Genomic DNA, 18,199 nt, shown 5'->3' on the forward strand with positions numbered 1-18,199 from the left:
GGTCTTAGCCCTCCACCACTTCGAGGCCCATCGCGCGGGCGGAGCCTTCGATGATCTTCGTCGCCGCGTCGATGTCGTTCGCGTTCAGGTCGGCCATCTTGGCCTGCGCGATTTCAGCGAGCTGGGCGCGGGTGATCTTGCCGGCGACGACCTTGCCCGGTTCCTTGGAACCCGACTTCAGGTTGACGGCCTTCTTGATCAGATAGGTGGCGGGCGGCTGCTTCGTGACGAAGCTGAACGAACGGTCCGCATAGACGGTGATGATGGTCGGCAGCGGGGTGCCCTTTTCCATCTTTTCCGTCGAGGCGTTGAACGCCTTGCAGAATTCCATGATGTTCACACCGCGCTGACCCAGCGCCGGACCGATCGGCGGCGAGGGGTTGGCGGCTCCAGCGGGCACCTGGAGCTTGATATAGCCCGTAATCTTCTTGGCCATTTTCACTCTCTTTCAAGTTAAGCGGTCAGACAGCGGACTTAAAATCCGCCTCCCGCACTTTCCCCTGTCGTCATCCCAGCGCAGGCTGGGATCTCAGACCGCAAGGGAACGGTCTGAGGCACGAGATCCCAGCCTGCGCTGGGATGACGTGAATTACTTCGAAAGCTCGACCTGCTCGAAGTCGAGCTCGACCGGCGTGGCACGACCGAAGATCGACACCGACACCTTGACGCGGCTCTTTTCGAAATCCAGCTCCTCGACGGTGCCGTTGAAGCTCGCGAACGGGCCGTCCAGCACCTTGACGCTGTCGCCGATCTCGTAATCGACGTTGACCATGTGCTTGGGCGCGGCCTCGGCCGCCTTCTGCGCGCCGAAATAGCGCGCCGCCTCGGCTTCGCTGATCGCCTGCGGCTTGCCCGACGAACCCAGAAAACCCGTCACCTTCGGCGTGTTCTTGACGAGGTGGTAGATATCGTCGTTCATCGCCAGCTTGGCGAGGACATAGCCGGGCATGAACTTGCGCTCGACCTGCACCTTCTTGCCGCGCTTCACCTCGGTCACGGTCTCGGTGGGGACTTCCACCTGCTCGACCAGCTGGGAGAGGCCCATGCGCTCGGCTTCGGACAGGATCGATTCCTTGACCTTGTTCTCGAAGCCCGAATAGGCGTGGATGATGTACCAGCGCGCCATGTTACCGTCTCAAACTCCCGACCTTAGCGATTTACTTGAAAATCGCGGCAATCTCACAAACCCAGCGCGATTTACTTGAAAATCGCGGCAATCTCATAAACCCAGCGCGATTTACTTGAAAATCGCGGCAATCAAAAACTTCAGGCCTGGCCAGCGGCAAAGGCCAGCAGCCATTGCACGATCGCACCGAAGAAGGTGTCGATGCCGAAGAAGAACAGACCCAACAGCGATGTCATGATGACCACCATCACGCCGGTCATGATCGTTTCGCGGCCGGTGGGCCACACGATCTTCGACGCTTCGGTCTTCACCTGATTGACGAATTCGCCCGGAGAAACCTTCGCCATCGCCTGTCTCAAACCCTTCGAACAAACACCAAAGCGCGAAGCAACAGTCCGCCCTCCCGATCCCGCCCATGTCGGCGTCCGGGGGTGCGGCCGCGCTTCGCGACCCATTCTTCGCCCGGAGTGGCGCAGCGCCGCTCCAAACACCATCAACCGCGCTTAGCCGCGAAACCTTGGCTTTACAAGGCTTCGCGGCTTAATGCTTGGCAGGAGTGGAGGGACTCGAACCCCCGGCATTCGGTTTTGGAGACCGACGCTCTACCAGCTGAGCTACACTCCTGTGCCGGCGAAGGAGGGCGCTTTAGCGTGGCCCGCCGGGGAGGGCAAGGGGGGAAGTTACAGGAAATTTCCGCCCTTCATGATCCGTCGCACGCGACCCTGCACCGGAAGGCGATCGAAGGGCGTGTTTCCGGCCTGCGCGGCCATTTTTTCCGAATCGACGATCCAGGGGGCGTCGGGATCGATGAAGATCAGGTCCGCCGCGCTCCCGGCGGTGAAGGCGCCCGCGTCGATGCCCAATATCCTCGCCGGATTGGCGCTGAGCAGCGTCATCAGGCGGTTGAGGCCCAGATGCCCCTCCCGCACCAGATTGAGCGCGAGCGCGAGAAGCGTTTCCGCCCCCGCCATGCCCGGCGCGGCGTCGGCGAAGGGCAGGCGCTTGTCCTCCGGCCCGCGCGGGTCGTGGCTGGAGGTGATGACGTCGATCGTGCCGTCCGCGACCGCCGCGATCGACGCCTTGCGGTCCTCTTCCGACCGGAGCGGTGGCGACAGGCGCGCGAAGGTGCGGAAATCCGTCACCGCCTGGTCGTTGAGGAACAGATAGGCCGGGCTGATCCCGCATGTGACCTTCAATCCTTCGGCCTTGGCGGCGCGGATCAGATCGAATCCCGCTGCGGTCGTCACCAGCCGGAAATGGATCGCCGCGCCTGTCGCCCGCGCCAGCATGATGTCGCGCGCCATCGCCATCGCCTCGGCGCAGGCGGGCGCGTGCGACAGGCCGAGGCGCGTCGCCGTCTCGCCGCTGGTCGCGACGGCCTTGCCCGCCAGCCCGCCATCCTCGGCATGGGCGATGACGGTCAGTCCGAGGCCGGACGCATAGGCCAGCACCCGCATCATCACGCCCGAATCGGCGATCCACTGGCGCCCGGTGCCCACGGCCTTGGCGCCGGCTGCCTGCATCATGCCGATCTCGGCCAGTTCGGCGCCCTTCAGGCCGCGCGTCGCGGCTGCAATCGGATGCACCCAGAAATCGGGCTTCCCTGCCCGCGTCGCCTGCCGGATGAGGGCGGCATCGTCCAGGGCCGATGACTGGTCGGGCATCAGTGCGGCCCGCGTGATCCCGCCGAAATGGAAGGCGGGCTTGTCCGTGGCGAAGACGCCGAGGTCGATCAGGCCCGGCGCGACCACCAACCCGGCGGCATCGATCCTTTCCGCGTCCCCCGGCACGGCCACATCGCCCGCCGCGACGATCCGGTCGCCTTCGATCAGGATCGTGCCGTCGGTGACTTCCTTACCCGCCGGGTCGGCCAGCTTGCCGTTGATGATGGCAATAGTCTTCATCGCCACCGATTCCTTATTGTTGACCGGGATGCTCACGACCATCCCTCCACCCCACGCGCGCCTCGGGTCAGCACGTCCAGACAGGCCATGCGAATGGCTACCCCCATTTCCACCTGCTCGGTAATGGCGGAGCGGTCGGGATGATCGGCCACCACGCTGGAAATCTCGACGCCCCGGTTCATCGGCCCGGGATGCATCACCAGCGCATCGGGCTTGGCGATGGCCAGCCGCTCCGGCGTCAGCCCGTAGAGCATGTGATATTCGCGGGGGGAGGGGATGAAGGCCCCGTCCATCCGTTCATTCTGGAGCCGCAGCATCATCACGACATCGGCGCCCTCCAGCCCCTCGTCCATGCGGTGATGAGGCGTGGCGCCGAGCATCTCGACCTCGGGCGGCATCAGCGTCGGCGGCGCCACCGCGCGCACCTGCGCGCCCAGCGCGGCAAGGCACAGCATGTTCGACCGCGCCACCCGGCTGTGCAGCACATCGCCGCAGATCGCCACGATCAGCCCCTCGAACCCGCCCTTGCGCCGCCGGATGGTGAGCGCGTCCAGCAGGGCCTGCGTCGGATGCTGGTGCCAGCCGTCGCCCGCGTTCAGCACCGGGCAGTCCACCTTGTCCGCGATCAGCGCCACCGCGCCCGAACTGGCATGGCGGATGACGATCACGTCGGCCATCATCGCGTTCAGCGTCATGGCGGTGTCGATCAGCGTCTCGCCCTTCTTCACGCTGGACGTGGCCGCCGCCATGTTGACGACATCCGCGCCCAGCCGCTTGCCCGCAATCTCGAAGGACAGCAGCGTGCGCGTCGAATTTTCGAAAAAGGCGTTGATCTGCGTCATGCCCGCCAGGCGGTCGTCATGCTTGCGCGCGCCGCCCCGGTTGCTCCTGGCCCAATGTTCGGCCTCATCCAGCAGGAAACGGATTTCCCAGGGCTTGAGGTCGGCGATGGACAGCAGATGCCGATGCGGGAACAGCGCCCGGCCTTGGAGGTCAGGCGAGGCGGAAGGAACGATGATGTCGGGCATGAACCGACCCTTTAGGGGAGCGCAGGGGGGAGGGCAAGGCACGGCGTCGATGAAAGCGGCGCTTCACCCCCGCCCGAGCCACCGCCCCAGCAGCGCGCCGTCCTTCATCACCTCCCGCGCGGCATTATGCCCCGGCGCCCCGGTCACGCCGCCGCCCGGATGGGTTCCCGCGCCGCACATATAGAGGCCCTTCAACGGCCCGCGATAGGCGCCATGCCCCAGTACCGGCCGCGCCGCCCAAAGCTGATCCAGCGTCATATTGCCATGCATGATGTCGCCGCCCACCAGCCCGAATTTCCGTTCCAGATCGAGCGGGGAGAGGATGTCGCGCGCGATCACCGAGCGCGCAAAGCCGGGCGCATGGGCATCCACCGTCGCGACGATATGATCCGCCGCCGCCTCGCGCTCCTCATCCCAGTTTCGGCCATCTGGCAGTTCGGGCGCGAACTGCTGGCAGAACAGGCTCGCCACATGGCATCCCTCCGGCGCCAGACTGTCATCCACGGTCGAGGGGATCAGCATCTCGACGATCGGCTCCTTCGACCAGCCGTCGCGTTTTGCATCGGTAAAGGCGCGGTCCATATAATCCAGCGTCGGCGCGATGACGATCCCGGACTTGTGATGCTCGCCCGCGCCCGGCAGGCAGGTGAAGTCGGGCAGCGCCGACAGCGCCACATTCATGCGGAAGGTGCCCGATCCCGCCCTGAACCCCCGGATGCGCTTCAGGAATTCCGGCGGCAGGTCGCCCGGGGCCATCAGCCGTTCATAGAGCAGCTTCGGCCCGACATTGGCGATGATCGCCTTGCCCATCACCTCTTCGCCGCTTTCCAGCCGCACGCCGACGGCCCGCGTCCCGTCGACCAGCACGGACGCGACCGGCGCCTCCAGGCTGATCTCCACGCCCAGCGCCTGCACGACCCGCGCCATGATCCGGGTGATCGTCCCCATGCCGCCGACGCTATGGCCCCAGCTGCCCTTCTTTCCGTTCACCTCGCCAAAGACATGGTGCAGCAGGACATAGGCGCTGCCCGGCGTGTCGGGTGAGGCATAGTTGCCGACCACCGCGTCGAAGCCGAACGCCGCCTTCACCGCCTCGCTCTCGAACCAGCCGTCGAGGAAGGTGCGCGCCGATTTGGTGAACAGTTCCAGCACGTCGCGCTGCTGCTCCAGCGTCAGCCCGCCCAGCCGCCGTCCCTGGCCGAGCGCGCTCACGATCATCGGCAGGCCGTCGCCCGCATTGGGCGGGGCCTTCAGGGTCATGTCGCGCAGCAGGTCCGCCACGACCTCCAGCGCGTCATAATAAGCGGGGAGGGCGGCGGCGTCCTTCGCGCTGAATTTGGCGAACTCGGCCTGCGTCCGTGCGATGCCGCCGCCCAGCTTGAGGTAGCGTCCATCGGGCTGCGGCAGGAAATTGCTGATCGGGCGCTCCAGCACGCGATAGCCGTGATCGGCCAGCGCCATGTCGCGGATCACCTTGGGATGGAGCAGGCTGACGGTATAGCTCGCCACCGAATTGCGGAAGCCGGGGTGGAACTCCTCGGTGACGGCGGCCCCGCCGACAATGGCGCGGCGCTCAAGGATGCGGACCTTATATCCCGCACGGGCAAGGTAGAAGGCGCAGACAAGGCCATTATGGCCGCCCCCGATGATGACGGCGTCGTAGCGTTGCGTCATGATCTTACCCCTTTCCGGTCAGGGGAGGGGTTGGGGCGGGGCTGTCCCTTGCAACCGCGCCCTGCCAGCGCTGCTAAACTTATACATTCGTATAACATGGGCGATGGCGCGGCAATGGGTCTATTGCGTCCGTTCGGGCACGGCGCTCCAGTCGGCCACCATGCTCTCCCGGCTGGCCACCGCTTCCCAGGGAAAGACGAACCAGTCCTTGGTCACGGCGCGGTCGATGATGTCCGCCCGATAATCGACCGTCGCCGCCGACTGGATATTGTCCATCAGCACCGCGAAGCGCACCGTCTGCGCTCCCCCCATGGCCTCGCGCACGAGAGTGATGGTCCGTCCGCTGTCGTTGATGTCGTCGATGAACAGCAGCTTCTCGCCCGCCGCTGCGCGCGCCGCCAGCTTCGCCAGCAGCGCTTCGCCGAAATCGGGCAGCTTCGCCGACATGTCGACCGACAGCATCGGCAGGTCCGTGGCATGGCTGAGATAGGCCGCGGGCACCAGCCCCCCGCGTCCGATGCCGACCAGATGATCGGGCCGCCATCCCGGCGCCTGCAACGCCCCCGCCAGCACATCGATCTGGCGCAGGAAGCTGTCCATTGTCACCGGCGTGAAGATCGGCTGGGTCATGGCCTATTCCGCCGCCGCCAGCCGGGCCTGCGCGTCCACCTGCGCGCCATAGCGCCGCGCCAGCACCGCGCAGGCCATGAGCTGGATCTGGTGGAACAGCATGACCGGCAGCAGGATCGGTCCGACCGCGCTGGCGGGGAACAGCACGCCCGCGATCGGCACGCCGGACGCCAGGCTCTTCTTCGATCCGCAGAATTGCAGCACGATCGCATCTTCCCGCGTAAAGCCGAACAGGCGCCCGAGCATGAATGTGAACAACAGCACCAGGATCAGCATCGCGATGCTGAGGACGGTGAGCAACAGCAGTTCGCCGCGCGAGACCGTGTGCCACAACCCCTCGACCACCGCCGCGCTGAAGGCGGCATAGACCACCAGCAGGATCGACCCCCGGTCCACCCGCCCGACCAACGCCTTGTGCCGGGCGACGAAGCCCCCGATCCACGGTCGCGCCAGATGTCCGACGATGAAGGGCAGCAGCAATTGCAGCACGATATTCTCGACGGCGGACAGGGAGACAAGGCTGCCGGTCCCGCTTCTTTCCATCAGCAGCGCGACCAGCAGCGGCGTCAGCACGATGCCCAGCAGGTTGGAAAAGGATGCGCTGACCACGGCGGCGGCCACGTTGCCCCGCGCGATGGCGGTAAAGGCGATGGACGACTGCACGGTGGAGGGCAGCAGGGTCAGGAACAACAGCCCCGCCCGCATCGACGGCGGGATCGCCGTCACCTGCTGCGTCGCAAGGCCGATCAGGGGAAAGACGGCGAAGGTCGTCGCCAGTGTCGCCAGATGCAGCTTCCACGCCTTGGCCCCGCTCCAGATCGCTTCGCGCGACAGCTTGGCGCCATGCAGGAAGAAGAGCAGCACGATTCCCGCATCCGCCGCCACCCCGGCGAGGGCGGCCCCGTCGCCCCGGGCAGGGAGGAAGGAGGCCAGCGCCACCGTGCAGATCAGCGCCAGCAGAAAGGGATCGAAAAGGTCACGCAGCCGGTTCATGGCGTCGCCTTTAGGCAGGAAGAGGGGAAAAGGATAGACGCGCCGCCGCCGATGCGCCAACAGTCGCCCGTCGAACAGCACAGGAGAGATCGACCGTGAGCGAAGGGATCGCCATCATCGAAAATCAGGGCGTCATCGAAATCCATATCGACCGTCCCGACAAGAAGAATGCGCTGACCGCCGCCATGTATCGCGCCATGACCGCCGCGCTGGCCGATGCGTCGGCGCGCGCCGACATCGGCGTGGTCCTCTTCGCGGGCAAGGGCGATGCCTTTTGCGCCGGCAACGACCTCAAGGATTTCATGGCCGGGCCGGAGGGCGGCGCCGCTGCGTTCGACTTCATCCGCGCCCTTGCCGCCTTCGACAAGCCGATGGTCGCCGCCGTTCAGGGTCTGGCCGTGGGTGTCGGTACAACCATGCTGTTCCATTGCGACCTCGTCTATGCGACGCCCGATGTGCGCTTCATCACGCCGTTCGTGAACCTTGGCATTGTGCCGGAGGCGGGGTCCAGCCTGCTCGCACCCGCGACGCTTGGACATGCCAAGGCGGCCTCGATGCTGCTGCTGGGCGAGCCGATGGACGCGGAGACGGCGGACCGCGCCGGGCTCGTCACCGCCATCGTTCCGGCCGATGACCTGCTCGACCATGCCCGGCGGAAGGCGGCGGCACTGATGGCGAAGCCGCCACAGGCGCTCGCCGCGACGCGCCGGCTGATGAAGGGCGATCCCGTCACGCTCAACCAGCGGATCGAGGAAGAAGCGCGGCTGTTCAGGGAAACGCTGGCCTCGCCCGAGGCGCAGGAGGCTTTCGCCGCCTTCTTCGAAAAGCGGCCGCCAGTCTTCCGCCGCTAATTCTTCCCGAGCCGGATTTCGCTGATGATCACGGCGGCGACCACCAGGGCGCCGCCCAGCAGGGCGATGGCCGGCAGGCGGTCGCCCGCGATCCAGCCGATCAGCCCCGCCCACACCGGTTCGCCTGCATAGATCAGCGTGGCGCGGGTCGCCGACACGCTCTGCTGCGCCCAGTTCATCACCAGCTGGATGATCGCGGTCATCAGCCCCAACCCGCAGGCGGACATGACGACCACCCATGAAAAGGGCGGCACGGCCTCGCCCGCCGGAACCATGCTGGCAAAGGCGAGGAGCGACGTCGTCATCAACTGGATCAGCGTCACCCGCGCGACATTCACCCGGCCCGCCCACAGGCTGATGAAGATGATCTCCAACGCGATGGGCAGGGTGCTGATCAGCGTCAGCGCCTCCCCCTTGCCGAGCGACAGGCCGTCCCGCGGCGCCGCGATCAGCAGCAACCCGACAAAGGCCAATGCCACCCCGGCCCAACTCGCCAGCCGGGGGCGTCGCCGCAGGATCGCCCACTGGAATATCGGCACCAGCGGGACATAGGCAGCGGTGATGAAGGCGGAAGTGGTGCTGGCAATGCTCTGGAGGCCCCAGCTCTGCAACGAATAGCCCCCGAAGATGCCAAGGCCGATCATCCCGCCCGCCAGCCATTCGCGCGCCGTCACCCCGCGCAGCACCGGCAGGGCCAGGGGCAAGGCGATCAGCGCCGCCGTCCCGAACCGCAGGCCGACAAAGAAAAACGGCCCGCTGTGCCGCATCGCCTGGTGCACGATCAGGAACGTGCCACCCCAAAGCATGGTGATGCCGATCAGCGCCAGTTCCGGGCGGCCGATCATCAACCGGGGAGAAAAGGATGGAGGGGAGGCCGCGTCGGACATGGCCCAAGCTGGTGCTGCCGATGATCGTTCAGGTCAAGCGCCGCCCGCGCAAAAGGCGGGCGACGCGTCCGGTCAATCCTTCTTCAGGTCATTGCCCGCGCGTTCCATCGCGGCACCGACATCGCGCTTGGTCTCGTCCGCCTGCCGCCGGGCGTCGCGGGAGGCATTGTCCATCGCTGCGCCCATCCGGTCGCTACTTTCGTCAATCGCATTGCCGGCCCGGTCGAGACCCCTGTCGATCTTCGCGCCGGCCTCGTCCATGGCGTTATCCATGTCGTTGCTCATGGCCGATCCGGCATTTTCCAGATTGTCGGACGCCTTTTTCGAACAGGCCGACGTGCCCAGCACGGTCAGCACCGCCATGATCGCGAGAAATGATTTGCCCATAATATATCCCCATTGCCGTCAACGGACCCCGTCATAACCGTTGCAGAGGCGAAAAGGTTGCGGCGGGGCGGTCAGCGGCTGCGCAGCGCAAACACCATCGATCGGTCCTGATCGGCGATCAACCCTTCCAGCACGCGCCAGAATCCGGTGACCGATCCTTGCCCGGCCTGGGCATAGGCGGCGGCCATCTTCTCCCGCAGGGCGCGGAACAGTTCGGCCTCCAGCGCCTTGCCGGCGGGGCTCAGCCGCAACAGTTTCTGCCGCCGGTCACTGGCGCCCTGGCGGGTTTCGATATAGCCCCCCTCGATCAGGTCATTGAGCACGCGGCCCAGCGATTGCTTGGTGATCGCCAGCAGTCGCAGCAGGTCCTTGACGGTCAGGTCGGGCTGGCGCGAAATGAAGTAGAGCGCGCGATGATGCGCCCGGCCCAGCCCCTGCGCCGCCAGCCCGTCGTCGATGGACCGGGTGAGCGCCGAATAGCCGAAATAGAGCATCTCGATCCCCCGGCGGATCTCATCCTCGCGCAGGAACAGCGGCGAAGCGGGCGCGATCTGGGACGGTGAAGCGGCCGGGGAAGAGCTGGGGTGGGACATGCCGGCTTTTTCCAATATGACGGATGGACGAGCGTATATATTGGCGTCTCAGGAAAATAATGACTAGGCTTTCCTTTCGCGCAGGAGCCGTTATATGGCGGTCCGCGCCGGCGATGGCCGGCCGATGCTGGGGCGTAGCCAAGCGGTAAGGCAGCGGTTTTTGGTACCGCCATGCGCAGGTTCGAATCCTGCCGCCCCAGCCAGCCGAATCCTCTAATTTCAGCCCGTTTTCCAGGAACTTGCGCAACGGATCTGGGATAGCGCGGAGCGGTAGGGCAGGATCGGGACCGGACGGACAAGCGGCAATGGCCAAGCATATTTCCAAGCCTGCCAGCAAGCGCCCATCCCCCGCGCTGGCGCGCGTGCTGCTGTTGCAGGTCGAGGAGGCCGGGGGCGATGCGGATGCCATCCTCGCGCGGGCGGGCGTGGCGCGCCGCGCCGGTTCGCGGCACCTATTCCCGTGGAGCGGCCCGCTGTCGCAGACGGCGTTCAGCGCCATCTACCATGACTGCATCGCGTTTCTGGAAGTGCAGGCCAGCCGCAGTGCGCATCGTCCGCCGATGACCCGGGCGGAATTCGAGATGCTGTGCCACTGCGTCATCACCTGCCGCACGCTGGCGGACGCGATCGATCGCGCCGCCGCCTTTTGCGACATGCTGAACGGCCGGGGCGGGCAGTTGTCGGTCCGCACCCTGGGCGCGCAGGCCGAATTCAGGATGCGGTCGCTGCGCGCGACGCAGTGCGCCGGCGCCTATCTCGCCGACCTGACGGGCCTTTCCACCTATCACCGGCTGTTCGGCTGGCTCATCGGCGAGGACATCCAGCCGCTGGTCGCCCATGTCTGTTACCCGCCCCTGATCGACGCGGCCGTGGCGGCGCGCCTGCTGTCCTGTCCGGTCGTTCATTCGGCTCCGGACAATCTGCTGCGCTTTCCCGCGCGCTATCTGCAACGGCCGGTCGTGCGTACCCCGTTCGAGCTGGCCGAGCTGTTGCGGAGCTTTCCGTTCGAACTGACGACCATGCAGTCCAAGACGGCGCCCTTGTCCGAGCGCGTCGGGGCGATATTCGGCGCGGCCATCGCGCAGCGCCAGCCGCTTCCCGCGACCGCCGATCTGGTCGCGATGTTCAGTATCAGCGCCACCACGCTCAAGCGCCGGCTGGGCGAGGAGGGGACGTCGTTGCAGAAGCTGAAGGATCGATGCCGGTACGAAGTCGCGCGAAACCTGCTCGACGAGGGCAGGCTTTCCCTCGGCGAGATCGCCGTGCGCGTCGGCATGAGCGACGTGACGACGTTCCGGCGGGCCTTCAGAAACTGGGCGGGACGGTCGCCATCGGCCTATCGGCGCGCCGTGGCAGGGCCGATGGCCGGCTGAAACAGGCGGACGAGGTTGGTCCGTTCTGTGTCGGTTTTTGGTCCGTTTCGCCATTTCTCATTGGCCCGTCCGAACGCAAGATCATCCCTGCGTCCCGCTGCCCAAGACGTGGCAGACGGCAAAGGAAAGGTCCGCAACGCCCATGTCCGTTGAACAAAACGCGATCTATGTGATCGACGAACTCGTCGCCCGGCCCGGCCAGGGCAAGGCGCTCCACGACGCCTATATGCAGCGCTATGCGCCCGGCGCGCGCGAGCGCGGGATGGTGCTGGCGCATCGGCTGGTCGAACCGGCGATGTGGTTGCCCGAAGGCGTCAACCGGCTGCTGTTCATCTGGACGCAGCCGGATGTCGGGGCCGTATGGGGCGCCAAGCAGCGTGCGCGGCTCGATCCCGATGTCGATCGCTGGTGGCAGGAGGAGGCGCCCGCGCTGGTCGAGACCCGGCAGCGGTACACGCTGGCCGAAGCGGAAGCACTGGGGGAGTTGGACAATGTATAATCTTCTCAAAGTGCTTGGGGTGACGGAAGAGCAGCGCGAGCGCTTCGGCGCGACGCTGGGCGAGGCGACACGGCGCCTGCCTAGCGCGATCACCCGGCTCGCCGCGCCGACGTTGCCCGGCACCTATAATGGCGGCGATTTCATCTGGCGGGTGAGCTTTGCCGATCGCGCGGCGGCGGAGGCCGCGCTGGCGAGCGAGGCGGGCGCCGCGATCCGGGCTCTGGTCGGGGACGCGCAGGCGGTACGCTCCTGCGAGGATGCGGCGTTCGAAACGGGCTGGTCCGGCGGGGCCGCCGATGCGCGCACCGGGCTCTACCGGGTCGCGATGTTCTGCGCCAACCGCAACCCGACGCCGGAGCGTCTGGCCGCCTTCGCGCGCGACACGCTGATCATGCCCGATCATGCCCGCACCATCCTGCGCTGGGAATTGTCGCAGGCCGCGACGGCTTCGGGCGCGATGCCGTGGACCCATTTGTGGGAACAGGAATATGCCGACCGCACCGGGCTGGAGGGAACCTATATGATCCATCCGGTCCATTGGGCGCATGTCGAACGCTGGTTCGATACCGAATATCCCGACTATCTGGTGGCGCCCCAGCTGGTGCACACCTTCTGTGCGATCGATCAGGCCATTCTCAATCAGGGCCCGGAACAATGAAGGAGACGATGATGCGAGCAATGGTCCTGGATCAGTTTGGCGGCCCCGACGTGTTGCGGCTGGGCGAGATCGAACGGCCCCGCCCCGCGCCGGGCAACGTCGTCGTCCAGGTCGCCTTTGCCGGGGTCAACCCCGCCGACTGGAAGGTGCGCGAGGGCTGGCTGTCGTCCTTCCTGACGTATGGCTTTCCCTTCGTCCTGGGCTTCGACGCGGCCGGTATCGTCGCGGAAATCGGTGAAGGCGTGAGCGGGCTTGCCGTGGGCGACCGCGTGGTCGTCGCCTGCAACCAGGGCCGGGGCGAGCGCGGTTCCTATGCGGACTATGTCGCGTCCGATGTCGAGCGGGTCGTGAAGCTGCCCGATCATCTGTCGCTGCGTGACGCCGCCGCCCTGCCCACGGCGGGCATGACCGCATGGGAAGCCGTGTTCGATGTGGGCGGCGTCGCCAGCGGCCAGAAAGTCCTGGTCAATGGCGGGGCCGGCGGCACCGGAAGCTATGCGATCCAGCTGGCCAAAGTGGCGGGCGCGCAGGTCGCGGCGACATGCGGGCCGCACAATCTGGACTATGTTCGCGGCCTCGGCGCGGATCTGGCGATCGATTATCGGCAAGGCGGGGTGCTGGACGCCGTCCGCGCCTGGGCGCCCGATGGCGTCGATCTGGTGATCGACACGGTGGGCCAGGGCAGCCTGCTGGATGCCGTGGAAATGGTGAAGCGCGGCGGCCTCATCGTGCCGATCACGACGCTGATCGCCAATGAGCCGATGGCGGACGCCGCGCGCGCCGAGGCGCTGGGCGTCAAGCTGGCGGTGGCGTCATCGACCTTTCCCAATCAGGAACGCCAGTTGAAGGCGCTGGTGGACACGCTCGCGCGCGGCGTCATCCGTACGCCCGACATCCATGTCATGCCGCTCGAAGCGGCGGCGCAGGCGCACGAACAGGTCGCGGCGGGGCATGTCCGCGGCAAGATCCTGCTCGACGTCGACAGCGCATTGGATCGATAGCCAGCCTGTGGCGGGCTGCTCACCGGCAGCCCGCAAAAATTCTCCGGCGATCAGAGCGATTTGGCCAGCATCTGCAAGGCGGCGGCATAATAGTCATTGGCCAGCGGTTGCCGGTTCTTCAGGCCCAACGACCGGTCTGCGAGCGCGATGCCGCCAGGGGACAGGCCATAATCCGCTTCCTCGCCCGACCGAATGTCAATCCAGGCCGGTATGACGCTGCCGCGGCGGCGATAGTCGCGCCAATAATCGATGATGGGCGATACCAAAGGCTGACGGCCGCTGGCGAGCGCATAGAGCGGAATCCGGATCGCATCGAAACCGAAGCGCGGCGGCTTTGAGGCGGCCGGCACAATGCTGTTGGCGCCTGCAATATCCACCCAGTCTGTGGGCAATTGCCGGGGGCCGAAACGGGCAGCGGACAGCAGATGCTCGCTGTCAGCGATCAGCGGTCCCCACAGCGATGAACCGTCCAGCGATCGGAACCGGTCCAACGCGGGCCAGATGATATAGGACGGGTTGACCGTCACCAGATTGGGCGAGGAAAAGCCATCCAGCCCCGGCAGCAGCACATTGCGGCCGAACCGTTCGACGACCAGATGGGCAAGTATGGCGGCGCGGATTTCTTCGGACCGTCTGGCATAGGCGGGTTCGCGCCACGTCTCGGCCGCGCGCGCGAGCGCCCAGGCGATAAAGATGTCGCCGTCGGTCGCATTGTTCCGGTCCGCGACGGGGTCGGGCTGGCGCGGATCGTACCGCCAGGAATAAAGGGCGATGTCCTTCCGCGCGAGGGTCGCTTCGGTCCAGCGAAGCATGGCGTCGAACGCGTTTCGGTCGTCGGCCCACAGCGCCAGCCACAGGCCATATCCCTGACCTTCGCTATGACTGATGCCGCCATTGCCATTGTCCACGACGCGGCCTGTCGGATCCAGAAAGCGGGCCTTGAATTGCGGCCACATAAGGTCGCTATCGCCGCGCGCAAGCCGCCTTTCGCCAGCCCGGGCGCAGGACCCGGTCAGGGCCGCCAGCGAACCGAGGGCGAAGGTCCGGCGATCAACGGCCATGCCACAGATCCAGCGTCCCGGCGTTAAAGTCTATTCGACGCGTGTGCAGCGCAGGTCCGCTGCCCAATGCCCGAAACCAGCCGTCATAGGCGCCTTCCAGCACGGCGGCGATCAGTTCGGGCCAAAGCCCGTCCATATCGCCGTCCAGCCCCGGAGGCAGTCCCTGATGCCGGATGACGATGCCCTCATCTTCCATGTGAAAGATGACATGACCCCAGTCGAGCGCCGACCAGAGCCTGTTGAGCCTGCTGCCGAGCACGGAAAGATCGGCGGCGTCCCCGGCCGGTTCGATCGCCGCCAGCCGATGGCCGACGGCGAGATAGAATCCCCGCGCCTGAGCCGGCGATGCCTTGTCCCGGATTTCGGCAGCCGTCAGCGCCATCAGCAGGGCGAAGCCCTGGGGGTGGCTCGCAGTGTCCGCCGGGACGGCCGTGCGCGTCGTTTCGTTCACTGACCGCCTCCAAGCGACTGGCGAATCCCGAGCAGCGAACGGAATTCGTCATAATTGCCGAACGTGTTGATTCCCATTTGCCCCCCCACTCGCATGGAAGGGCTTACGCGATAGTAAATGGCCCCGTCGGCCGACAGCGCGAAACCCGTTTTGCTGATGCCGTCATAGGTCGAACGCACATCGTCATTCACAAGTTTCAACCGGTTGAGCAGCGCCTGCGCGGCATCGCTGGTGGGATAGACGTTCGCGCCTGCCTGATCGTAGCTCTGATAGCCCGGCGCGAAGTTGCCGCGCACTTCCCACCGGCGGTCGTCATAGGCGTAACGGATCGGAAAGCTGACGCTCAGGAAACTTTGCGGACTGAAATAGCCGCCATGGCCGAAGGTGAAGAAATTCTGATTATTGTCATAATCCTGATAATTGACGTTGATCCCGCCCGTCAGCGTCGAACGGTCGCCGCGCCACAGGCGCATATAGCCGCCGGCGTTCAACTGATAGCCCCAGTTGCGGCGCACATTGTCGCCGCGATAGCGGTGGACGCTGCCGTCGCCATAGAATCCGGTGCCGTCGCGGTCGTAACTGAAGGACAGGCCGCCGCCGGTGCGCATCACCTGGCCCCACCGTTCGCCCATGCCATAGGGTCCGAAAAGGCCGGGCACGTCGAGCAGCCGCTGACCGGTGACAGGATCGCGAGCGCTCGCGTCGGCGGCGATCGCGCTTGCCGCCCCGACAAGCTGCGCGTCCGTGGCCGGGTTGCGCGCGCCGGCATAGGACAGCACGCTATCCTTCACCGGCTGGCGTTCGAACCAGATCTTGCCCGAAGCGACGGACGAGAAGCGCGGGGTGACGGCGGCATGCCACACTGCCTTTGTGTCGCCGATGCCCAGCGGCGTCGTGCCGGCCTCCAATTGCACCAGCCCGCTTTTGTAGGATGCCGACAGGGCGACGCCGGAGGCATGCTGCGCCGCCACGGCGGCATTGCGTGGATCAACCTGTCCGACGATGGCCGCCGCTTCGCTGATCCCGTTGCCGCCGAAACGCGCGGCGCCCGAAGCCTCCGGCGTGCCGGCATCGAGCACGACCGCTTCCGCCTTCACCGCGACACGGCCATTGCCAACGCTGGTGGAGACTGCCGCGGAACCGGTCAGTTCCTTGAGGCTGGAAAGTCCCTTTTCGCCCGACCGCTCGCGATAGCCGGTTTCCACGTCCGCCCGTGGGCCCGTGTCGCCGGTGAGCGAGCGAATGTCCGATTCCAGCCGGGCGAGCACCGGGTCGCCGATCGGTTCGGACGGCGGCCCCCCCACGAGAGCGGCGAAGGGCGCGTCGCCCGCAAATTGCCCTGACGCCGCGGGAGCGGACGGGACCTGACCGGGCGGGGCGGCATAGGCGGGCAGGCGGGACCCGCCACCCAGCGCGAACGGATTGACCGGCGCCGGCGCGGCGACCGCTCCCTGCGCGCGGAACGGATTGCCGCCGGCGCTGACCGTGCCGAACGGATTGGCGGCGGTCAGTTGCCCGGCATCCCCGCCGCCTGTCTGCTGGGCGTAGATTTCACGGGCGCGCTTCAGATACCGGACCGCCGCGCCATCATTGCCCCGGGCCTGCTCCATGCGGGCCGCGGCGATATAGACCTCGTGATCGTTCGGCATCTGCCGGATCGCGCGATCGACCGCCTGCCGGGCCAGCGTCGTGTCGCCCGCCGCGCCGGCCGTTTCGATAAGGGCGAGAAGGGCGTCCCGGTCATGGGGCGATTGCGCCAGGATCAGCTGATAGGCCTGGGCCGCGCGGGCGGGCATGCCGCCGGACCGATAGAGCCGGGCGAGCGCGGCGAGTACCTCGCGGTTGCCCGGGGCCGCGTTCCAGGCCGACTGGAGCAGATCGAAGGCCGGCGCATATTGCTGGGCGAGGCGAAGCCGGTCGGCCTGCGCGGCGGCCATGCTGCCGTTGATGCGGGCCAGGACCAGTTGCCCCTGCGCGGAGCCGTCCGCCATTTGCCGGGCCCGCTGGAGCGCGGCGGCGGCAAGGTCGTCGCGGCCCGTCTTGGCGAGCACGCGCATGATCGGCTCATAACCTTCGACATCGCCGATGTCGCCGGACATCGCCTGCTGCGCCAGCGCAGCGGCTCCGTCGGTGTCGCCCAGGTCATACAGCGCGTCGGCGATGGCGGCCTGCTTGACCGCGGCGACGCCGGCGGCGCCGCTCAACTGTTGCAGGGCGGCGCGCGCCTCCGCCTGTCGCCCGAGCGCGGCGATGTCGCGCGCCCGCTGGATCGCCCGATCCGTTTTCAGTCCGGCGGCGAAGCTGCGCATCTGCGTGGTGCGCTGCGCATCGGGAATGCGGTCGATCAACGCCTCGGCGGCGCCGGGCCGTTGGAGCGAGGCGTTGAGCAGCGCGGCGGCGTACAGCGCATCGGGATTGGCAGAGGTCGACAGGGACCGGATCAGCGCGTCCGCATCCGATACCCGGCCGCGCCCAATCATGAACCGCGCATATTCATAGCGGATCCAGGGATCGTTCTGATCGAGCAACAGGCCGGACTGGAATTCCTGTTCGGCACTGACCTCATCGCCGCGGGCGATCGCGGCAAGCGCGCGGCCCCGCGCGGCTCTGCTCTTCAGGCGAAGTTCGGACTCTTCCCCGGCGGCGCGACCGGTCGACGCCTGGCGGTAAATGTCCGCCGCGTCGGCGTAGCGACCCTGTCGTTCGTAGATGGTGGCGAGCAGTTCGAGCGCCTGTTGCCGATCCGCATAGCCCGAGCGGACCAATTCCTCGGCCTTGCCCTGGGCATCGACCAGCCGTCCGTCCGCGAGCGCGGCGCGGGCTTCGGTCAGGCCGGCGTAGAAGCGCGACGTCGCCAGCGCGTCCGACCATTTCGAGGTCGTGCCCCGCCGCGACGCTTCCGCCAACAGGTCGCGTGCCTCGGCGAAGCGGTCCTGACGGAGCCGGACGACGCCCAGCCCGCCCAGGGCGTCGGCATCGCCGCGATTGCGGGCGAGCGCCCGCTCGAAGAGCGTGGCCGCCCCGGCGAGGTCGTTGCGTTCGAGCGCGCGAAAGCCCCCGGCGCGTGCGTCGCCGCCGGTGTC

The 18,199-nt window shown here is 66.7% G+C and carries 19 protein-coding genes and 2 tRNA genes; 6 read left to right on the forward strand and 15 right to left on the reverse strand.

Annotation, left to right across the window (positions count from 1 at the left end):
• Positions 1–4: 4 nt before the first annotated feature.
• The 9 genes from rplK to F7P65_RS19280 form a co-directional block, all read right to left on the reverse strand.
• On the reverse strand, positions 5–436 hold the full coding sequence (gene rplK / locus F7P65_RS19240) for a 50S ribosomal protein L11 (RefSeq protein ID WP_150294672.1): 432 nt from the start codon (positions 434–436) through the stop codon (positions 5–7).
• 153 nt (positions 437–589) lie between these two features.
• Entirely contained in the window at positions 590–1,126 is a 537-nt protein-coding gene (nusG, locus tag F7P65_RS19245; RefSeq protein ID WP_150294674.1) for a transcription termination/antitermination protein NusG, read from the reverse strand.
• A 140-nt stretch (positions 1,127–1,266) separates the two neighbouring features.
• Positions 1,267–1,473: a preprotein translocase subunit SecE gene (secE, locus tag F7P65_RS19250; RefSeq protein ID WP_025550848.1), complete on the reverse strand. Its 207-nt coding sequence runs from the start codon at positions 1,471–1,473 to the stop codon at positions 1,267–1,269.
• A 201-nt stretch (positions 1,474–1,674) separates the two neighbouring features.
• Positions 1,675–1,750: transfer RNA gene (locus tag F7P65_RS19255), tRNA-Trp, on the reverse strand.
• Between the two features lie 56 nt (positions 1,751–1,806).
• Positions 1,807–3,030, reverse strand: a complete 1,224-nt coding sequence (locus F7P65_RS19260) for a dihydroorotase (RefSeq protein WP_150294711.1) — start codon at positions 3,028–3,030, stop codon at positions 1,807–1,809.
• A 32-nt stretch (positions 3,031–3,062) separates the two neighbouring features.
• Positions 3,063–4,058 (reverse strand): aspartate carbamoyltransferase catalytic subunit, encoded by a 996-nt coding sequence (locus tag F7P65_RS19265; protein ID WP_150294676.1) that lies wholly within the window; start codon positions 4,056–4,058, stop codon positions 3,063–3,065.
• 63 nt (positions 4,059–4,121) lie between these two features.
• Complete coding sequence (locus F7P65_RS19270) at positions 4,122–5,732, reverse strand: phytoene desaturase family protein (protein WP_150294678.1); 1,611 nt, start codon at positions 5,730–5,732, stop codon at positions 4,122–4,124.
• Positions 5,733–5,852: 120 nt separating this feature from the next.
• Positions 5,853–6,362, reverse strand: a complete 510-nt coding sequence (locus F7P65_RS19275; protein ID WP_150294680.1) for a phosphoribosyltransferase — start codon at positions 6,360–6,362, stop codon at positions 5,853–5,855.
• Positions 6,363–6,365: 3 nt separating this feature from the next.
• Positions 6,366–7,355: a bile acid:sodium symporter family protein gene (locus F7P65_RS19280; protein ID WP_150294682.1), complete on the reverse strand. Its 990-nt coding sequence runs from the start codon at positions 7,353–7,355 to the stop codon at positions 6,366–6,368.
• A gap of 95 nt (positions 7,356–7,450) precedes the next feature.
• Between F7P65_RS19280 and F7P65_RS19285 the strand changes: the two genes are divergently transcribed.
• A complete protein-coding gene (locus tag F7P65_RS19285; RefSeq protein WP_150294684.1) occupies positions 7,451–8,206 on the forward strand; it encodes an enoyl-CoA hydratase in 756 nt (251 codons plus the stop codon).
• On the opposite strand, the gene F7P65_RS19290 is transcribed toward F7P65_RS19285, so the two are convergent.
• From F7P65_RS19290 to F7P65_RS19300, 3 genes are all read right to left on the reverse strand, one after another.
• On the reverse strand, positions 8,203–9,093 hold the full coding sequence (locus F7P65_RS19290) for a DMT family transporter (RefSeq protein WP_150294686.1): 891 nt from the start codon (positions 9,091–9,093) through the stop codon (positions 8,203–8,205). The two genes, F7P65_RS19285 and F7P65_RS19290, sit on opposite strands and share 4 nt — an antisense overlap.
• A gap of 72 nt (positions 9,094–9,165) precedes the next feature.
• Positions 9,166–9,480, reverse strand: coding sequence for a hypothetical protein (locus tag F7P65_RS19295; protein WP_150294688.1), 315 nt, complete (start codon positions 9,478–9,480; stop codon positions 9,166–9,168).
• 71 nt (positions 9,481–9,551) lie between these two features.
• Positions 9,552–10,073, reverse strand: coding sequence for a MarR family winged helix-turn-helix transcriptional regulator (locus F7P65_RS19300; protein ID WP_150294690.1), 522 nt, complete (start codon positions 10,071–10,073; stop codon positions 9,552–9,554).
• 128 nt (positions 10,074–10,201) lie between these two features.
• On the opposite strand from F7P65_RS19300, the gene F7P65_RS19305 reads away from it, so the two are divergent.
• The 5 genes from F7P65_RS19305 to F7P65_RS19325 all read left to right on the forward strand — a co-directional run bounded on the left by F7P65_RS19305 (position 10,202) and on the right by F7P65_RS19325 (position 13,604).
• Positions 10,202–10,276 (forward strand) — tRNA-Gln (locus F7P65_RS19305).
• Between the two features lie 102 nt (positions 10,277–10,378).
• Entirely contained in the window at positions 10,379–11,446 is a 1,068-nt protein-coding gene (locus tag F7P65_RS19310) for an AraC family transcriptional regulator (RefSeq protein WP_150294692.1), read from the forward strand.
• 142 nt (positions 11,447–11,588) lie between these two features.
• Positions 11,589–11,945 carry a hypothetical protein gene (locus tag F7P65_RS19315; protein ID WP_150294695.1) on the forward strand — a complete coding sequence of 119 codons (357 nt, stop codon included), beginning with the start codon at positions 11,589–11,591 and terminating at the stop codon, positions 11,943–11,945.
• A complete protein-coding gene (locus tag F7P65_RS19320; RefSeq protein WP_150294697.1) occupies positions 11,938–12,603 on the forward strand; it encodes a Dabb family protein in 666 nt (221 codons plus the stop codon). The genes F7P65_RS19315 and F7P65_RS19320 overlap by 8 nt, the downstream gene beginning before the upstream one ends.
• A 20-nt stretch (positions 12,604–12,623) precedes the next feature.
• The gene (locus tag F7P65_RS19325; protein WP_240334400.1) at positions 12,624–13,604 is read left to right on the forward strand and encodes an NADP-dependent oxidoreductase; all 981 of its coding nucleotides are present in this window, start codon (positions 12,624–12,626) and stop codon (positions 13,602–13,604) included.
• A 50-nt stretch (positions 13,605–13,654) separates the two neighbouring features.
• On the opposite strand, the gene F7P65_RS19330 is transcribed toward F7P65_RS19325, so the two are convergent.
• The 3 genes from F7P65_RS19330 to F7P65_RS19340 all read right to left on the reverse strand — a co-directional run.
• Positions 13,655–14,665: a family 8 glycosyl hydrolase gene (locus F7P65_RS19330; RefSeq protein WP_150294701.1), complete on the reverse strand. Its 1,011-nt coding sequence runs from the start codon at positions 14,663–14,665 to the stop codon at positions 13,655–13,657.
• Complete coding sequence (gene bcsD, locus F7P65_RS19335) at positions 14,655–15,116, reverse strand: cellulose biosynthesis protein BcsD (RefSeq protein ID WP_150294703.1); 462 nt, start codon at positions 15,114–15,116, stop codon at positions 14,655–14,657. The genes F7P65_RS19330 and bcsD overlap by 11 nt, the downstream gene beginning before the upstream one ends.
• On the reverse strand, positions 15,113–18,199 hold a 3,087-nt coding region (locus tag F7P65_RS19340), incomplete at its 5' end, for a cellulose biosynthesis protein BcsC (RefSeq protein ID WP_150294705.1). The genes bcsD and F7P65_RS19340, both read right to left, overlap by 4 nt.

This window comes from Sphingobium estronivorans (genome assembly GCF_008692605.1).
In the GTDB taxonomy this organism is placed as follows: Bacteria; Pseudomonadota; Alphaproteobacteria; order Sphingomonadales; family Sphingomonadaceae; genus Sphingobium; species Sphingobium estronivorans.